General features: G+C 35.5%; 16 protein-coding genes. 6 read left to right on the top strand and 10 right to left on the bottom strand.

What is annotated here, in order from left to right; all coding sequences use genetic code 11:
* Window positions 1–113: 113 nt before the first annotated feature.
* The 3 genes from FW780_RS00545 to FW780_RS00535 form a co-directional block, all read right to left on the bottom strand.
* A complete protein-coding gene (locus FW780_RS00545) occupies window positions 114–1,151 on the bottom strand; it encodes a peptidylprolyl isomerase (RefSeq protein WP_241676897.1) in 1,038 nt (345 codons plus the stop codon).
* A gap of 81 nt (window positions 1,152–1,232) precedes the next feature.
* On the bottom strand, window positions 1,233–1,745 hold the full coding sequence (locus FW780_RS00540; RefSeq protein WP_149831719.1) for an FKBP-type peptidyl-prolyl cis-trans isomerase: 513 nt from the start codon (window positions 1,743–1,745) through the stop codon (window positions 1,233–1,235).
* 195 nt (window positions 1,746–1,940) lie between these two features.
* Entirely contained in the window at window positions 1,941–3,011 is a 1,071-nt protein-coding gene (locus FW780_RS00535) for a branched-chain amino acid aminotransferase (protein WP_149831718.1), read from the bottom strand.
* Between the two features lie 85 nt (window positions 3,012–3,096).
* On the opposite strand from FW780_RS00535, the gene mnmD reads away from it, so the two are divergent.
* Window positions 3,097–3,771, top strand: coding sequence for a tRNA (5-methylaminomethyl-2-thiouridine)(34)-methyltransferase MnmD (mnmD, locus tag FW780_RS00530; RefSeq protein WP_149831717.1), 675 nt, complete (start codon window positions 3,097–3,099; stop codon window positions 3,769–3,771).
* 201 nt (window positions 3,772–3,972) lie between these two features.
* Window positions 3,973–4,389: an NUDIX domain-containing protein gene (locus FW780_RS00525; protein ID WP_149831716.1), complete on the top strand. Its 417-nt coding sequence runs from the start codon at window positions 3,973–3,975 to the stop codon at window positions 4,387–4,389.
* A gap of 20 nt (window positions 4,390–4,409) precedes the next feature.
* Here FW780_RS00525 and FW780_RS00520 read toward each other — a convergent pair whose 3' ends face one another.
* Entirely contained in the window at window positions 4,410–5,114 is a 705-nt protein-coding gene (locus FW780_RS00520; RefSeq protein WP_149831715.1) for a DUF4294 domain-containing protein, read from the bottom strand.
* Window positions 5,115–5,165: 51 nt separating this feature from the next.
* Between FW780_RS00520 and chrP the strand changes: the two genes are divergently transcribed.
* From chrP to rpe, 3 genes are read left to right on the top strand one after another with little or no spacing between them, the layout of a single operon-like run.
* Window positions 5,166–6,239, top strand: coding sequence for a chryseobasin maturation metalloprotease ChrP (gene chrP, locus FW780_RS00515; protein ID WP_047375383.1), 1,074 nt, complete (start codon window positions 5,166–5,168; stop codon window positions 6,237–6,239).
* Window positions 6,240–6,241: 2 nt separating this feature from the next.
* A complete protein-coding gene (locus tag FW780_RS00510) occupies window positions 6,242–6,541 on the top strand; it encodes a hypothetical protein (RefSeq protein ID WP_149831714.1) in 300 nt (99 codons plus the stop codon).
* Between the two features lie 26 nt (window positions 6,542–6,567).
* Window positions 6,568–7,218, top strand: coding sequence for a ribulose-phosphate 3-epimerase (gene rpe, locus FW780_RS00505; protein WP_047375387.1), 651 nt, complete (start codon window positions 6,568–6,570; stop codon window positions 7,216–7,218).
* 217 nt (window positions 7,219–7,435) lie between these two features.
* Here the strand turns inward: rpe and chrI are convergent, their stop codons facing one another.
* From chrI to chrA, 3 genes are read right to left on the bottom strand one after another with little or no spacing between them, the layout of a single operon-like run.
* On the bottom strand, window positions 7,436–7,921 hold the full coding sequence (gene chrI / locus FW780_RS00500) for a chryseobasin maturation helper ChrI (protein WP_241676811.1): 486 nt from the start codon (window positions 7,919–7,921) through the stop codon (window positions 7,436–7,438).
* Window positions 7,922–7,956: 35 nt separating this feature from the next.
* Entirely contained in the window at window positions 7,957–9,054 is a 1,098-nt protein-coding gene (gene chrH, locus FW780_RS00495; RefSeq protein WP_149831712.1) for an MNIO family chryseobactin maturase, read from the bottom strand.
* Window positions 9,055–9,057: 3 nt separating this feature from the next.
* Window positions 9,058–9,279, bottom strand: a complete 222-nt coding sequence (gene chrA, locus FW780_RS00490) for an MNIO class RiPP chryseobasin precursor ChrA (RefSeq protein ID WP_149831711.1) — start codon at window positions 9,277–9,279, stop codon at window positions 9,058–9,060.
* 236 nt (window positions 9,280–9,515) lie between these two features.
* Here chrA and FW780_RS00485 point away from each other — a divergent pair, with 236 nt between their 5' ends.
* Window positions 9,516–11,363, top strand: coding sequence for an alpha-L-fucosidase (locus tag FW780_RS00485; protein ID WP_149831710.1), 1,848 nt, complete (start codon window positions 9,516–9,518; stop codon window positions 11,361–11,363).
* 78 nt (window positions 11,364–11,441) lie between these two features.
* On the opposite strand, the gene FW780_RS00480 is transcribed toward FW780_RS00485, so the two are convergent.
* From FW780_RS00480 to FW780_RS00470, 3 genes are all read right to left on the bottom strand, one after another.
* Complete coding sequence (locus FW780_RS00480; RefSeq protein ID WP_034687444.1) at window positions 11,442–11,858, bottom strand: nucleoside-diphosphate kinase; 417 nt, start codon at window positions 11,856–11,858, stop codon at window positions 11,442–11,444.
* Between the two features lie 593 nt (window positions 11,859–12,451).
* The gene (rsgA, locus tag FW780_RS00475; protein WP_149831709.1) at window positions 12,452–13,378 is read right to left on the bottom strand and encodes a ribosome small subunit-dependent GTPase A; all 927 of its coding nucleotides are present in this window, start codon (window positions 13,376–13,378) and stop codon (window positions 12,452–12,454) included.
* Between the two features lie 162 nt (window positions 13,379–13,540).
* Entirely contained in the window at window positions 13,541–14,620 is a 1,080-nt protein-coding gene (locus tag FW780_RS00470) for a chorismate mutase (protein ID WP_047431451.1), read from the bottom strand.
* Window positions 14,621–15,017: the final 397 nt, after the last annotated feature.

Raw genomic sequence — 15,017 nt, 5'->3', positions numbered from 1 at the left:
AAAAACTATTAAAATGTGTCGCAACCTTTACACAGATCGTTACAGAATGTATTCGAGCTAAATAAAAAAAGCCATCCTTTCGGACGGCTTTTAATAATATTTTGAGTATTCAATTATTTTACTTTTACAAGCTCAACATCGAAAACTAACCAAGAATTTGGCGGGATCACTCCTCCTGCTCCTCTTTCTCCGTAAGCCATTGCCGGCGGGATCAATAATGTAGCAGTTTCACCTTCTTTCAATAATAGGATACCTTCATCCCATCCTTTGATTACTCTTCCCATTCCGATTGGAATTTCAATTGGCTCATTTCTTTTGAATGAAGAATCGAACTCAGTTCCGTCTACCAGTTTACCTGCATAGTGTACAGATACATTATCACCAGCTTTTGGTGCTTTACCGTCAGCTGTTTTTGTAATTTTATAGTAAAGACCTGATTCAGTTTTTTGCATACCAGCTTTTAGGTTTTCAACTAATTTCTCCTGGTTAGCTTTGAATTCTTCTTCTTTTTTCTTTCTTTCAGCTTCTTCTTTAGCCAAAAAAGCTTTATTGTTTTCTGCGATTTTAGCTTTTCCTTCGCTGAAAGTCTTAGCTGCATCGTAATGCTTGTACTCATCACCTTTACTGAAAACAGAAACTTTTTCTAAAACGATATCTGTTTTAGGCTTATCCTGCGCTCCTTTTTCAACGTTAGCAATAGCATCAATCACATCATTACCTTTTACTACTTTTCCAAAGATAGTGTGTTTTCCATCTAACCAAGGTGTAGCTACTTCAGTGATGAAAAACTGAGAACCATTTGTATTAGGCCCTGAGTTTGCCATTGAAAGAATACCTTTTCCTGTATGCTTAAGGTCGTTTCTTTCGTCCTCGAATTTATATCCCGGATCACCTGCTCCAGTTCCTTGAGGATCTCCCCCCTGGATCATGAAATCTTTGATTACTCTGTGGAAAATAGTTCCGTCATAATAAGGAACTCCCTTAGCCTTAGCTTTGTTGTCGATTTTCCCTTCTGCAAGACCAATAAAGTTGGCTACAGTTACTGGTGCTTTCTTGTCTTCAAATTTTACAATTAAGTTACCTTTTGTAGTTTGAAGATTGGCATAAAGCCCGTCATTAAGACCTTCGTAAGTTTCTTTGTCTACGTTCATTTTTTTATAAATTGGGGTACAACTCATCAGCGAGATACTTGCCGCTGCCAGAATTATATTCTTGTTAAACAATTTCATGTATTATAGCGCTTTTAATTTTATGATTAATGGAATGTCGTTATCTATTTTCTTTTCGTCTCCGAAAGTTCCGTAAGCCAAAGAAGACGGCACCAAAAGCGTTACTTCCTCTCCATCATGTATAAAACGCAAAGCGTTCTCCACTGCCCTCAGTTCATCAAAGTGCCCGAATCTGGCATCTCTTCTTTCAAAAGACTGGTCATATATTTTAGTCTGATCAAAATCATACAAATCATAAGAATAAGAAATCAAAGTTTCATCTTTTCTTCTTTCTCTCTGGTCATATCCTTCCGCTGTTACCCAGTAATTAAGCTGCGTAGGATAAAATTTCACAGACTGACCATTGATCCAATCCTGAATCTGGCCTCTTTCTATGGCATTCAGATTTTTCATCCTGTTTTTAGAAACATCCAGATCTTTTTGGCTTAAAACACCTCCTACAGGAGGATGCGCCGTCTGTGCATTTCTGTTGCAGCTCAACAGGCTTATGGCTGATATGAAGAGTATTTTTTTCATAAACTTTTGCGAAAATACACATTTCGCGAATCAATTACAAAACTTGGCCCAGAAATATGTGAATGTAAGAATGCATCAAAGCTAATAAAACAAAACCAGTTACTGAATAATGTCATTCATACATTTTATACGAATACATAAATACAAAAAAAGCCGGGAAAAAACCCGACTTTTATATAGTTATTTAAAAAAATATTAAACTGTTTCTAAAGCGTGATCTACCACAACTCTCCATCCGAAAGGATCTTCAGAAAGGTTGTTTTGCAGGTCTACCAGGTCTTTCTTAAGAATAGCAGCGAAACTTTCTTCGTCAGATAATCTTGGAAGCTCTAGTTTTTCACCTTCATATCCTAAAGCCTGGAACTGAGTGGTAACTACTGCTGTACCTACTCCCCATACTTCTTTAAGGGATCCGTTCTTCACCGCTTCAATAACTGTTTTCACAGGAATTGGCTCTACTTTTACTTCGATTCCTCTTTTCTTAGCTAATTGGATAAAGCTGTCTCTTGTTACTCCGTCTAGGATTTTCTCAGAAGTTGGAGGTGTATAGATTGTATCATTGATTCTTACAAATACGTTCATTGTACCACTTTCCTCAAAATATTCGTGAGTAGCATCATCTGTCCAGATGATTTGCTCATATCCTTCTTCGATCGCCAATTGCGTAGGATAGAAAGAAGCAGCATAGTTACCTGCAGCTTTTGCAGAACCTACTCCTCCGTTTGCAGCTCTTGAATAGTGATCAGAGATCTTTACAGATACCGGCTCAGAATAGTAGCTCTTTGCTGGTGTTGCAACGATTGCAAACATATATTTATTAGATACTCTCGCTTTCAAAGCTTCTTCCGTAGCAAAGATCAATGGTCTGATATAAAGAGACATTCCTTCCCCCTGTGGAATCCACTCTCTATCAATATCTACTAACGCTTTTAATCCGTCCAAAAACATTTCTTCAGTCACCTCAGGCATAGCAAGACGCTTTGCTGACTTATTGATACGTTCAAAATTCTTTTCAGGCCTGAAAAGGAAAACCTGCCCGTCTTTGTCTTTATAGGCTTTCATACCTTCAAAACAAGCTTGTCCATAGTTTACTCCCATCATGGCAGGTGTAAATGGAATCGGACCGTAAGGAACTAATTTTACATCACCCCATTTCCCATTTTCATACTCACATATAATCATATGATCTATGAAAGTACCACCAAATGAAAAATCGTTAGGGTCAAATGTAGAAATTCTGGAGTTTTCAGTTTTTTGAATTATCATTTTTTAAAATTTTTACGATGTTCTACAAATTTAACATAATTTTCTAAATATAAAAATTTTAGAGTAAATTTGACAAAAAAATAGCTTGAAAAGAGAAATAAAGACCACAAACGACGGTAGTAAAACATTGTTTATCAATGAGTTAAATGAAAACTACCATTCTCATCATGGAGCGCTTCAGGAAGCTGAACATGTGTTTATTAAAAATGGACTTAATTTAATAAATGATTGCGAAATTAATATTTTAGAACTCGGTTTTGGAACAGGTTTGAATGTTTTAGTAACAATTAATGAATATTTAAAAACTGACAAAAATCATGTCATCAATTATTTTTCGCTTGAAAAATACCCCATAAATGAATCCGAAGTTAAGGATTTGGCTTACTTTGAACATTTTGACAACCCTGAGTTTAAAAATATTTATCAGAAAATTCATCTGGCAGAGTGGGAAAAGTCAGTAGAAATCATTAGTGGATTCAACTTAAAAAAGATAGAATGTGATTTTTTTGACCTAAAAGACATCGATTTGCCTAAAATCAATCTTGTTTATTTCGATTGTTTCGGTGCCAGAGTACAGCCTGACCTCTGGGAAAAGCCACTATTTGAACTGGTTTCTGACAAAATGGCCATTAACGGATTATTAACCACCTACTCTTCTAAAGGCAGTGTAAGAAGAATTCTTCAGGAACTGAATTTTCAGGTAGAAAAAAAACAGGGTCCCCCAGGAAAGAGAGAAATGATTAATGCTATCAAATTATAGGATGGAAGCTTGAAGACGGAAGTTGGAGGTTTCTACTCATTGTAAAGATTTAAGTTTTTTCAACTACTATATAAGGATAAGCTGATTGGAAATTTTTAAAAATAAAACGGATAGTATAAAACTTCCAGCTTAATGCTCCTTTCATCCTGTTTTTCAACAAAATTCCTTACATTAGCTATACAAATATTATACATTATATATATGATAGATAAGATCAACATTAGAGTGTATGCGTGTGCGGTAAAAGACAAACAAGTTCTTACTTTATTTGAAGAATATGCCGGCGAACCTTTAATGAAATTTCCGGGTGGCGGATTGGAATATGGTGAAGGGGTCCTGGAATGCCTGCATCGTGAGTTTGATGAAGAACTGAATGTACAGATCAATGTCCTGGAACATTTTTATACTCAGGAAAACTTTCTGGTTTCCCGCTTCAAAGAAAACGAGCAGCTTCTTACCATATATTATATAGTAGATATCGTGAATGAAGAAGATTTTATTATCATGGATCCCTGCATCGAAAAAACAGAGTGGATTGATATAGACAGACCAGACAATCCTTTCCCTCTTCCGATAGATAAAATTGTATTTGATAAATTAAAAGAAAAATACCTGTAAGTTTCTTACAGGTATTTATATTATTTCTTGACTTTAAAATCACTTGCTCCCGGGTAAGGCTGCAGATACCCTGAATTCCAATTGGACTGAAGCAATGATTCTACAAATTCATCCGTTCTGTTATTGTGTGGGTCGTAGTGGTCTTTCAGATCAATATCGGCCATTTTTCCTTTTACATTCCACCAGAAAGCACTCCATCCGCCTCTCAATTCTTTGATGATTTCATAGACATTTTTTCCGGTAGCTCTATTCATCAGCTTTGCAAAAACCTGCCCTTCGGTAGTGGTAAGATCTCTCAGCTGTTTTTCATACTGATCTGCCAGCATATTCTGTCTTTCTCTTACAAATTTTCTTTTAGCTTTACTATCCATATCATTCATGTCTTTCTGAATATCTCTGTACTGCTGTAGTGCGGTAACAAATAACGGATATACCCTGTACAGCTTTTTATTCAGAAAATAGTAGTAATTTTTATCCAGCTGATTATTAAATCTCGGTTTATTAACCAAAACCAACTCGTCTAATACAACTACAGGCTCGCCGTTGATTTCATAAATCTTGACTTTTTGCTGCTCGTCATAATAATATTTATTGCCAAATTCATCCGTTTTCAAGGATTCAGCTGGATATTGATTGAGCGGTTTTGCCACTACACCATCCTTTTGGCCAAAAACACTGACTCCAAAAAAGAAAATAAAAAGGCAGATAATCTTACTAAAATTCATTATTTTTACACTTATAAGAACAAAAATTGAACGCAAAAATCATTCCTTTTTATGAAATTTGAAAAGAAATCTTTGAAATTTTTAGAGAAATATTTAAACACATCATCTCCAACAGGTTACGAACACAAAGGACAGGAAGTCTGGATGGACTACATCAGACCCTATGTTGACAAAATAGAAGTTGACCATTATGGAACCTGCTATGGGATCATTAATCCGGAAGCTGAATTTAAGGTAGTGATTGAAGCACATGCTGATGAAATTTCATGGTATGTCAATTATATTACGGATGACGGATTAATCTACGTTATAAGAAACGGAGGTTCTGATCAAACGATCGCTCCTTCAAAAGTTGTCCATATTCACGGAGAAAATGGGATTGTAAAAGGAGTATTCGGATGGCCAGCCATTCATACAAGAACAAACCAAAATGAGCCTACTCCGAAAATCGAAAATATCTTCATCGACTGTGGTGCTACTTCCAAAAAAGAAGTGGAAGAAATGGGAATCTTTGTAGGATGTATGATTACTTATCCGGATGAGTTCTTTGAAATGAACGACAGATATTTTGTCTGCAGAGCGCTGGATAACAGAATCGGAGGTTTCATGATTGCTGAAGTAGCAAGACTTCTGAAAGAGAATAAAAAATCTATTCCATTCGGACTTTATATTACCAATTCTGTACAGGAAGAAGTAGGTTTATATGGAGCAGATATGATTGCTGATACCATCAAACCGAATATTGCCATTGTAACGGATGTTACCCACGACACTACCACTCCGATGATTGAAAAAAAGAAAGAAGGAGATCAAAAATGTGGTGCAGGGCCCGTAGTATTCTTCGCTCCAAGTGTTCACCACACGATCAGAGAATTAATTATTGATACGGCAAAAACAAAAAAAATTCCTTTCCAGAGAGCAGCAGCAAGCAGAGCTACAGGAACTGATACTGATGCTTTTGCCCATTCCAACGGCGGGGTACCAAGTGCTTTAATTTCCTTACCTTTGCGTTATATGCATACTACGGTAGAAATGGTGTCTAAGGAAGATGTAGCTAATGTGATTAAACTTATCTATGAAACTGTTCTTAAGATCAAACCGGAAATGAAACTGAAATATCATTAAAAATGAACTTTATTTCTGATTTAATTAAAAAACCAACTTTTATCTCTGTAATATTTATTATACTTATAGGGCTTGGAATTCCTTTAATTGTTTATCAATTATTTACATTCCATTCTAGTGAAAGCTTAGGAATTACGATAGAAGTAATTTTCTTTTTGGTCCTGTCCGGACTCCTTGTGATCGACAGGTTTTTACTCAGAAATATCAACAATAAAAAGTTATCTGTCATAGAAGCGGTTTTAATAATAGGATATCTAACCAATTATTATTTCACCCATGACCGTTCATTTTCAATAGGATAATAAAAGTAAAAGTATAAAAAGTAAAAATGAAAACGAAGCTTATTGCTCCATCCCTTTTATCTGCAGACTTTGGGAACCTGCAAAGAGACATTGAAATGCTGAACAATTCTCAGGCCGACTGGTTCCACATTGATGTAATGGACGGCCGTTTTGTACCCAACATTTCATTTGGTTTTCCGGTAATGAAAACAGTCCAGCAGCATGCCAAAAAATTTGTAGATGTTCACCTGATGATTGTGGAACCTGAGAAATATGTTGATGAATTCATCAATCATGGTGCAGATCTTATTTCCGTACATTATGAAGCATGTACTCATCTTCACAGAACCATTCATCACATTCAGAGTAAAGGAGTAAAAGCGGGTGTCGTTTTGAACCCTTCCACTCCGGTATTAATGCTTGAAGACATCATTGCAGATGTTGATCTGGTATTGTTAATGAGTGTAAATCCAGGATTTGGAGGACAAAAATTCATTGAAAACACATACAAAAAGATTGCTGAAACCAAAGATCTGATCTTAAGCAACAATTCTACAGCACTTATTGAAATTGATGGCGGAGTGAATCTTGATAATGCCTCTAAGCTTTTTGAAGCCGGAGCTGATGTTCTTGTTGCGGGGAATGCTGTTTTCTCGGCAGAAAGCCCTGAGAGAACGATTGAGCTTCTAAAGATTTAATCATTATCTTTATCATAAAAACAAAAGGCAGCCAATGGCTGCCTTTTCTCTTGTTTGAAATGAAGTCTTCGTGGTTATAAATTTTTTCTCAACATTTTGAAAATGTTAAAACTCTGTTTTGTCTTGCTAACATTACAAATATCCAAATAAAAACACATCTGCACATCCGTATAAATACTGAATCTGCCGTTAAGTATTTATACGTATCAGATTCTTTTTACACTTCCCTGTTCCAAATACAGGCACAGACTACAAAAATGATTGAAACAACAGAAAAGACAGTTCTTATATTATTCAGAAAATTCCATCTGTTTTCAAAATTATCTCGCATCTGTCTGATTGCTTCTGTTGTAGAACCGGAGATATCAAACTTATCCAGTGCATCATTCATTGGGACATTTCCGGCAACTGTAACCCCAAAAACTCCAATCAGATAGGCTAAGGCTGCCAGCAGGAGAAAAATAAAAACAGGCTGATGCCCACGGAACAAAAAGGCAGATACCGGAAGGAGAATTGCTGTCCCCATAAAACTCATGAAGAAAATGGGATTCAGAATTTCACGGTTGATATTCTGCATAGCTTTCAGGTATTCTGCATCAGAAAGTTTTCCCAATCCGAGAACTACAGAACATGAGTAAGCATAGAAAAGTCCTCCTATCAGAGCAGTGAGGACAGCGGTAATGATCAATACTAATGTTGTCATTTTCATATATTTTGATTTTGGTTATCAGGATAGAATTAATAAGGATTCCATTTTTTGATAATATTCTGGGCCGTAAGAATCATTTCAGGGTCCCAGTTTTCTGTTTTAAAATAATGAAAATCCTGATCTTTGATGGCAATAGCTCCTGCCCCATCAAAAAGAAGTCTGGTAAGCCTCGACTGCTCTTCAAACAAAGCCATATCTTCAACAGGTTTTTCCGGAAGTTGTATTTGCCGTTTACCCCAACTACTCTTTTCTCTTTCTTTCCAATCAGAAATTTCAATTATTGTTTTAACGTTATTGAAATCATTCAGGAAATTCTCTTTGTCATCTTCTGTTTTCAGTGTATGTCCCAGCCTTTCAATAATAATATATTCCAGATTTTGACACTTTGCAAAAACAGAGGGTAAAACAGAGAAAATCTCTTCAGGAATGATATCATCATGAGTATCTCGCCTTATCTGCTTTTTTCCATATACACTCTCCTGCCAGCTCCCACCGGAAAGATGAATCTCTTTGACCTTATCTAAAGGATACAGATCAATTATTTCCTGCATTCCTACTCCAAAATTACAGGATTGACAATAAATATTATGAAGATCAAGAATCAGGAAACCATTGGTATCCTCCGTTAATTTATCAAGAAAAACACCTTGCTCTTTGACATCATCAATAGAAAATGAAAACGCCAGATTTTCTATCCCAACAGGAATATCTACTGCCTGCTGGAGTCTGTGCAGCCTGTCTTTTCCTATTCGTAAAGTTTTAGGATGCAGAGATACCGGCAATGGCACCCCTTGGTGAAAGTTTTCCGTATTCATGAAACCAAAATGTTCCGTGATATGATTGTATCTTCTTAGACTGACTTCTTCTTTTAATTTTTGCAGCCATTCTTCCTGCCTTTCTGTCCACCTTGCATCAAATAGGGAGTAATAAACACCATGTCCTATCAAACGGTTATTTTCTGCATAAAAGTTGAGCAGATCCCGAAGCCAATCCGGTTCATTGGTATTGTAAAGAGTGTCAAAGGACCATTCCAGAACATCAACAGCGTTGCTCTGCAACAATGGCAAAACAGCAGAAACAAAATCAGCTTCTGGCATCATTGATATTCCTAACAGTGGTTTTTTCATCTTTTATCCCATTCCACAAGCCGGACAGCCATAGCCATGAAGAACAAGTGTATCTTTTTTCACGATTGGCTTAGGAGTTCCCGGTTTTTTCTTTTCAACAGTGTCGGATGCTGTTGCTTTCTTCACTTTTTTTACAGGCTTTTTTGTTTTAGCATTAGGTTTGGTAGTTTGTGCAGAAACTCCTACCGCTAATAAACTTGCCATTAATATTGTTGGAATTTTCATAATTTCTTTTTTTCAGATAAAATTTACAATAAGCGTTCCATTTATCTAACCAATATATTTAAACTCTTTTTTGAAGTTCAAATCCTAGGGAAATGATTTTCATTTTTCTTTATGAGTTTAAATCATAAAAATACAATAATAAAGGAAACGATTTGATAATAATTATTAGTAAATCTCAAGAAATTATGGTGGTAATGCTTTCTTTATTTATATTTAAGATTAAAATAAAACTATATATGAAAAGCCGTCTGATTAAAGCTGTTTTTCTTGGGCTGATATTATCTGCTTATAATATCAATGCTCAAGTTCAAACAGTTGACAACAGCAAAAAAATGGAATGGTTTAAAAATGCCAAATTGGGTATTTTCATTCACTGGGGAATCTACTCTGTAAATGGAATCTCTGAATCCTGGTCATTTTTCAACAATTATATCAATCACGAAAATTACATGAAACAGCTGAATGGTTTTTCAGCTTCAAAATACCAGCCTGAGCAGTGGGTAAAACTTCTTAAAGAATCCGGAGCAAAATACGCTGTTATTACAACCAAACACCATGACGGGGTTTCATTGTGGAATTCTAAGGCTGAAAAGGCGACCACTATTCCCGGACAGTCTTTGGCCAAAAAAGATGTTTTAAGTCCTTTTGTTTCCGCTTTGAAAAATTCAGGATTAAAAACAGGACTTTACTTCTCTTTGCCAGATTGGAGTCACCCCTATTACGACATCAATACCCGGATAAAAAAACGGTACGAAATAAAAGACGATCCGAAACGATGGCAAAGTTTCATCAGCTATTATCAAAGTCAGCTTAATGAACTTTCCTCTCAATACTCACCTGATCTTCTTTGGTTCGATGGAGATTGGGAACATACTTCTGAGGAATGGAAAGCTTCTCAGACACTGGATCTGCTTAAGAAATACAATCCCAATATCATCATCAATTCCAGACTTAACAATCATGGGGATTATGATACTCCTGAACAGGGAATTCCTGTAGTTCCACCACAAAATCCATACTGGGAACTTTGCTATACCATGAATGATTCCTGGGGATATCAACCTTATGATAAAAACTATAAGACTCCTAATATGATTGTAAGAACTCTGGCAGATGTGATCAGTATGGGAGGAAATCTTTTACTTGATATCGGTCCAAAATCAGATGGCTCCATTCCGGAGGAACAGATTGAGATTCTTAAAAACCTCGGAAGGTGGACTTCCAAAAATCAGCATGCCATTTACGAAACAATCCGTGGGATTCCTTTTGAAAATTACAAAGGGAAGTCTTCTTTATCCACCACAAAAAAGTCTTTATTCCTTTATCTGGAGGAAGCCAAAAACTTTACAAAGATTTATGGACTGGGAACAAAACCTACTTCGGCAAAAATTATCGGAGATCCTTCTGCTATCATCAAAACAGACTACAATGCTGAAAAAACACTGACACTGAATTTTTCCAATGTAAAATTTGACAAAGATGTCACCATTGCAGAGCTTACTTTTGATACTCCACCTGTATTTTTGAAAGATTTTAAGAAGGAAAGCCATCCTCTCGCCGAAATCATGGATAACAAAAATACACAGGAAGCAGTTTATGATATGTCCAATGCGCTGAACTATGATAATAATTTACTGACCCATGACGGTTTGACTCCTGATGGACTTGACATGAAAATTAAAAAAACGCCGAAAACAAACCCTAAAACCATAGAATGGATAAGTAAACATGCAGAAGCTTTTTTTGAGACTGGAAAAGGACTTTCGGAAGGTCATTATTCTGGAATGAGTGCTTTATCAAAAGATAAACAGACTCTTTATCTTTTTGTGGAAGGAACACCTACAGGTCCAATTGCCTTAAAAGGAATAAAAAACGAAATTGCAAGAATAAGAGTGGTAGGCGAAGGCACTATGTTGTCACATACAATATACAATAAGCTTTACTGGAGCAATAGACCGGGAATTATTTATATTGACATTCCAAAGGAAAAGCTTGATAAACAAATGACCGTCATTGCTGTTTTACTCAATAAACCTATAGAACTATACAGAGAAGATGTGGGAGCTATTGAAAACAATCTTTAATAGGTCCTAAAACAGAATTCACATAAAAACAAAATCCGGAGAAAGTTCTCCGGATTTTTATTTTGTGAGATGATTTTCTTAGAAAATCTCTCTTCCTGAAAAATGGAATTGAGCTTCGATTAATGCATTCTCGTCAGAATCTGAACCGTGAACTGCATTTTCTCCGATGCTTCTTGCAAACATTTTTCTGATTGTACCTTCTGCAGCTTCTGCAGGGTTAGTAGCACCGATTAATGTTCTGAAGTCTTCAACTGCATTGTCTTTTTCTAAAACTGCAGCAACGATAGGACCAGAGCTCATGAATTCTACTAATTCTCCATAAAATGGTCTCTCAGCATGTACTTCGTAGAATTTTTTTGCATCAGCAACTGTAAGCTGAGTTAATTTTAAAGCTTTGATTTTAAAACCTCCTTCAGCAATCTTACCCAATATAGCACCGATATGTCCGTCAGCAACTGCATCAGGCTTAATCATAGTGAATGTAATGTTAGACATAAATGTATATTTTTTTAATGGCGCAAAATTACAAAAAATATCTTTGATTTTTATTTTAATTTTTTTTTAACATAAAAATAACTTTTATTAAGAAATCATGAACCAATCTTTGGCACAGTAATTGTTTATTCTATTGCGATTCTCATGTTTAATTTGAGTTTTCATGGTTATTAGTTTTTACCCAGCTTCGGCTGGGTTTTTTATTTTCAAAAAAAAACAACCTTTTTTTAGCAATTCAATAATTTAAATTACAATAATAAAGTATATTTAATAACATTATTACTTTTCTTTCAATTAATAAAATAATCGGATTTTCTAAAACATCTTTTTTTTTGCCAAATAAAATATGCCAAAAGTGGAGTTATCTGCCAAATTTGTCATACTAAAAAGTAGAGTTATCTAAAAAACAGATTTTTTTGTCAAAAATTCAAAAGGCCTGCATAAAAAATAGACAACCAATAATAATATTAAATTTGACCATTAAAAGATAATATCTGCAAAATATTATTCAAACATGATAACAACAGAATATGTACAAATTGTCCGAATTAATCTGCAGTGGTGTTTAATATAGTAAAATTGATCTGTAATAATTATTTCTGAGAGGCTTCTTCCGCCTCATCCATCAGTTTGATGTAAGTAGAATAGCGCGAATGTTGTATTTCGCCTGTTTCAAGAGCATCAAGAACGGCACACTTCGGTTCATTAACATGAAGACAATTGTGAAATTTACATTCTTCTCTCTTTTTGAAAATCTCAGGAAAATAATGCTGCACTTCTTCTTTTTCAATATCAATCATGGCAAATTCACGAACACCAGGGGTGTCAATAACGTTTCCGCCAAAATCCCAGAAATGCATCTGTGCAAAAGTTGTCGTATGTTTTCCTTTCAGGTGGGTATCTGAAATTTCAGATGTCTTCAAATTCAATCCTGGCTGTAAAGCATTTACTAAAGTCGATTTCCCACAACCGGAGTGCCCGAAAAACACTGAGGTTTTATCTTTAAGAATTTCCTCCAGCTGATCAAGGTTTAATCTTGAATAGGATGAGATTTCCAAGGTGTCATATCCAATTTCCTGATAAAGAAATTCTATATCTTTTACAATTTCTATTTCTTCCCCATGGAGAACATCAATCTTATTAAAAAGAATCAATGGTGTAATATTATAGGCTTCGCAACATGCCAGAAATCTGTCCAGAAATCCTAATGATGTTTCAGGATGTTTCAGAGTAAAGATAAAACATGCCAGATCAATATTGGAGGCGATAATATGGGCTTCTTTTGAAAGGTTTACTGATTTTCTGATCAGGTAATTGGAGCGTGGTTCAATTTTCGTAATCCAGGCAATATCATCCTGTTCCAGTTGAAACTCAACAAAATCTCCTACAGCAAGCGGATTGGTAAGCCTTGTTTTTATTAATTTGAATTTCCCCCTGATTCTGGCCTCGAAAATTTTATTTGTTTCCAATTCCAAAACCTGGTACCAGCTGCCTGTAGATTTAATGATTTTTCCTTTCATAGATAATACTGGTGCAAATATAAGGAATTAGGGCTTAGTATTCAGGAAATAGGTTTAAAAACACGTGTTTCAGTTCCCCTCAATCCTGAAGCCTAGGCCCTAATTATTTTTTTTTACTGAAATGAGTAAAAACTTTAATCGCTCTTACTCATTATCCGAAATTTATCTCTCGATCATAATATTATTCTGAACTTCAATAGATTCTTCGTGAATTGCTTTAAAGACTTTTTCAATAAATTCCTGAGACATCCCTGTTTCTTTTGCTTTTTGTGTAGCGTACTCAGTGATCACTTTCCAACGCTCAGGCTGGAAGATCGCAATGTCATTCTCCTTTTTAAGTTTACCAATCTTTTCAGAAATTTTCATTCTTTGAGAAAGAAGTTCAATTAACTGGAAGTCAAGATCTGAAATTAAAGTTCTGTGTCTTCCCATTTCTCCTTCAAAACCTGCAAGATTAGAGCTTCTTACTTTAAGATTACCAATAAGATCCGCAAGAACCTCCGGAGTAATCTGCTGAGAAGCATCACTCCACGCTTCATCAGGATTACAGTGTGATTCAATGATAGCTCCCTGGTATCCTACGTTAAGGGCTTCCTGTGTAATATCAGCAAGACCTGTTCTGTTTCCGCAGATGTGTGACGGGTCAATCAGCATTGGAATATTGGGAAACTGGCTCTTGAAGTCAAGGGCAATCTGCCAGTTCGGATTGTTTCTGTATTTTGTTTTCTGGTATGTTGAAAATCCTCTGTGAATTACTCCCAGGTTTTTAATGTCCTGTCCTAAAAGCCTTTCCAAAGCACCAATCCATAATGCAAGATCCGGATTCACAGGGTTTTTCACGAATACAGGCTTATCTGTTCCTCTTAAAGCCATTGCAATTTCCTGTACTGTAAATGGGTTTACCGTAGAACGCGCTCCGATCCAAAGAACATCTACATCTGCTTCCAGAGCGGCAAATACGTGGTGTGCATTAGCTACTTCAGTAGCTGTTTTAAAACCATATTCTTCTTTTACTTTTTTTAGCCAGTTCAAACCGATCACTCCTACTCCTTCAAACCCGTTTGGTTTAGTACGAGGTTTCCAGATTCCTGCACGGAAAACAGATACATTGGCATTGGATTCTTTAATTCTCCTGGCAGTTTCAAGCATCTGAGCTTCACTTTCCGCACTGCATGGTCCCGCGATCATTAGAGGCTGTGTAAGCCCATCGATCCACTCATTTTTCAAATCATTTAAATTCATATTCTAAATTTTATTGTTTTTTTTATATAATTTTTTCTTTGACAGCAATAGCCCTTTGGATTATAAAATTTAATTTATAATTCTTTTCAAAAAATGCCGTTCAAAATTGTTTAAAGGAATCAGGAAAATAATAGGGCTCTACTTCTCCTGTATTTTTTGGAAAGAAATTCAGTTAACAGTACCAATAAAATCGGTAATACGTTCTGAAATTTCTATAATAAGAAGCAGAAAAACTAAAATAACCGCTAAAAAAGTAATTAGCGGGTGCAAAAAAAGACAGATATGTGTTAGTCAATTTTTCCATTTTATTCTAGAAATGCCTTTGTTTTAGCCTTTCTGGTTGTATTTTGTTCTTGTTGAAAACATATTTTCAACAGAAATATTTGACAAATATATA

Source organism: Chryseobacterium sediminis (genome assembly GCF_008386505.1).
GTDB classification, from domain to species: domain Bacteria; phylum Bacteroidota; class Bacteroidia; order Flavobacteriales; family Weeksellaceae; genus Chryseobacterium; species Chryseobacterium sediminis.
Note: the sequence above shows the minus strand (reverse complement) of the source record. Positions and strands in the feature narration are given on the sequence as shown.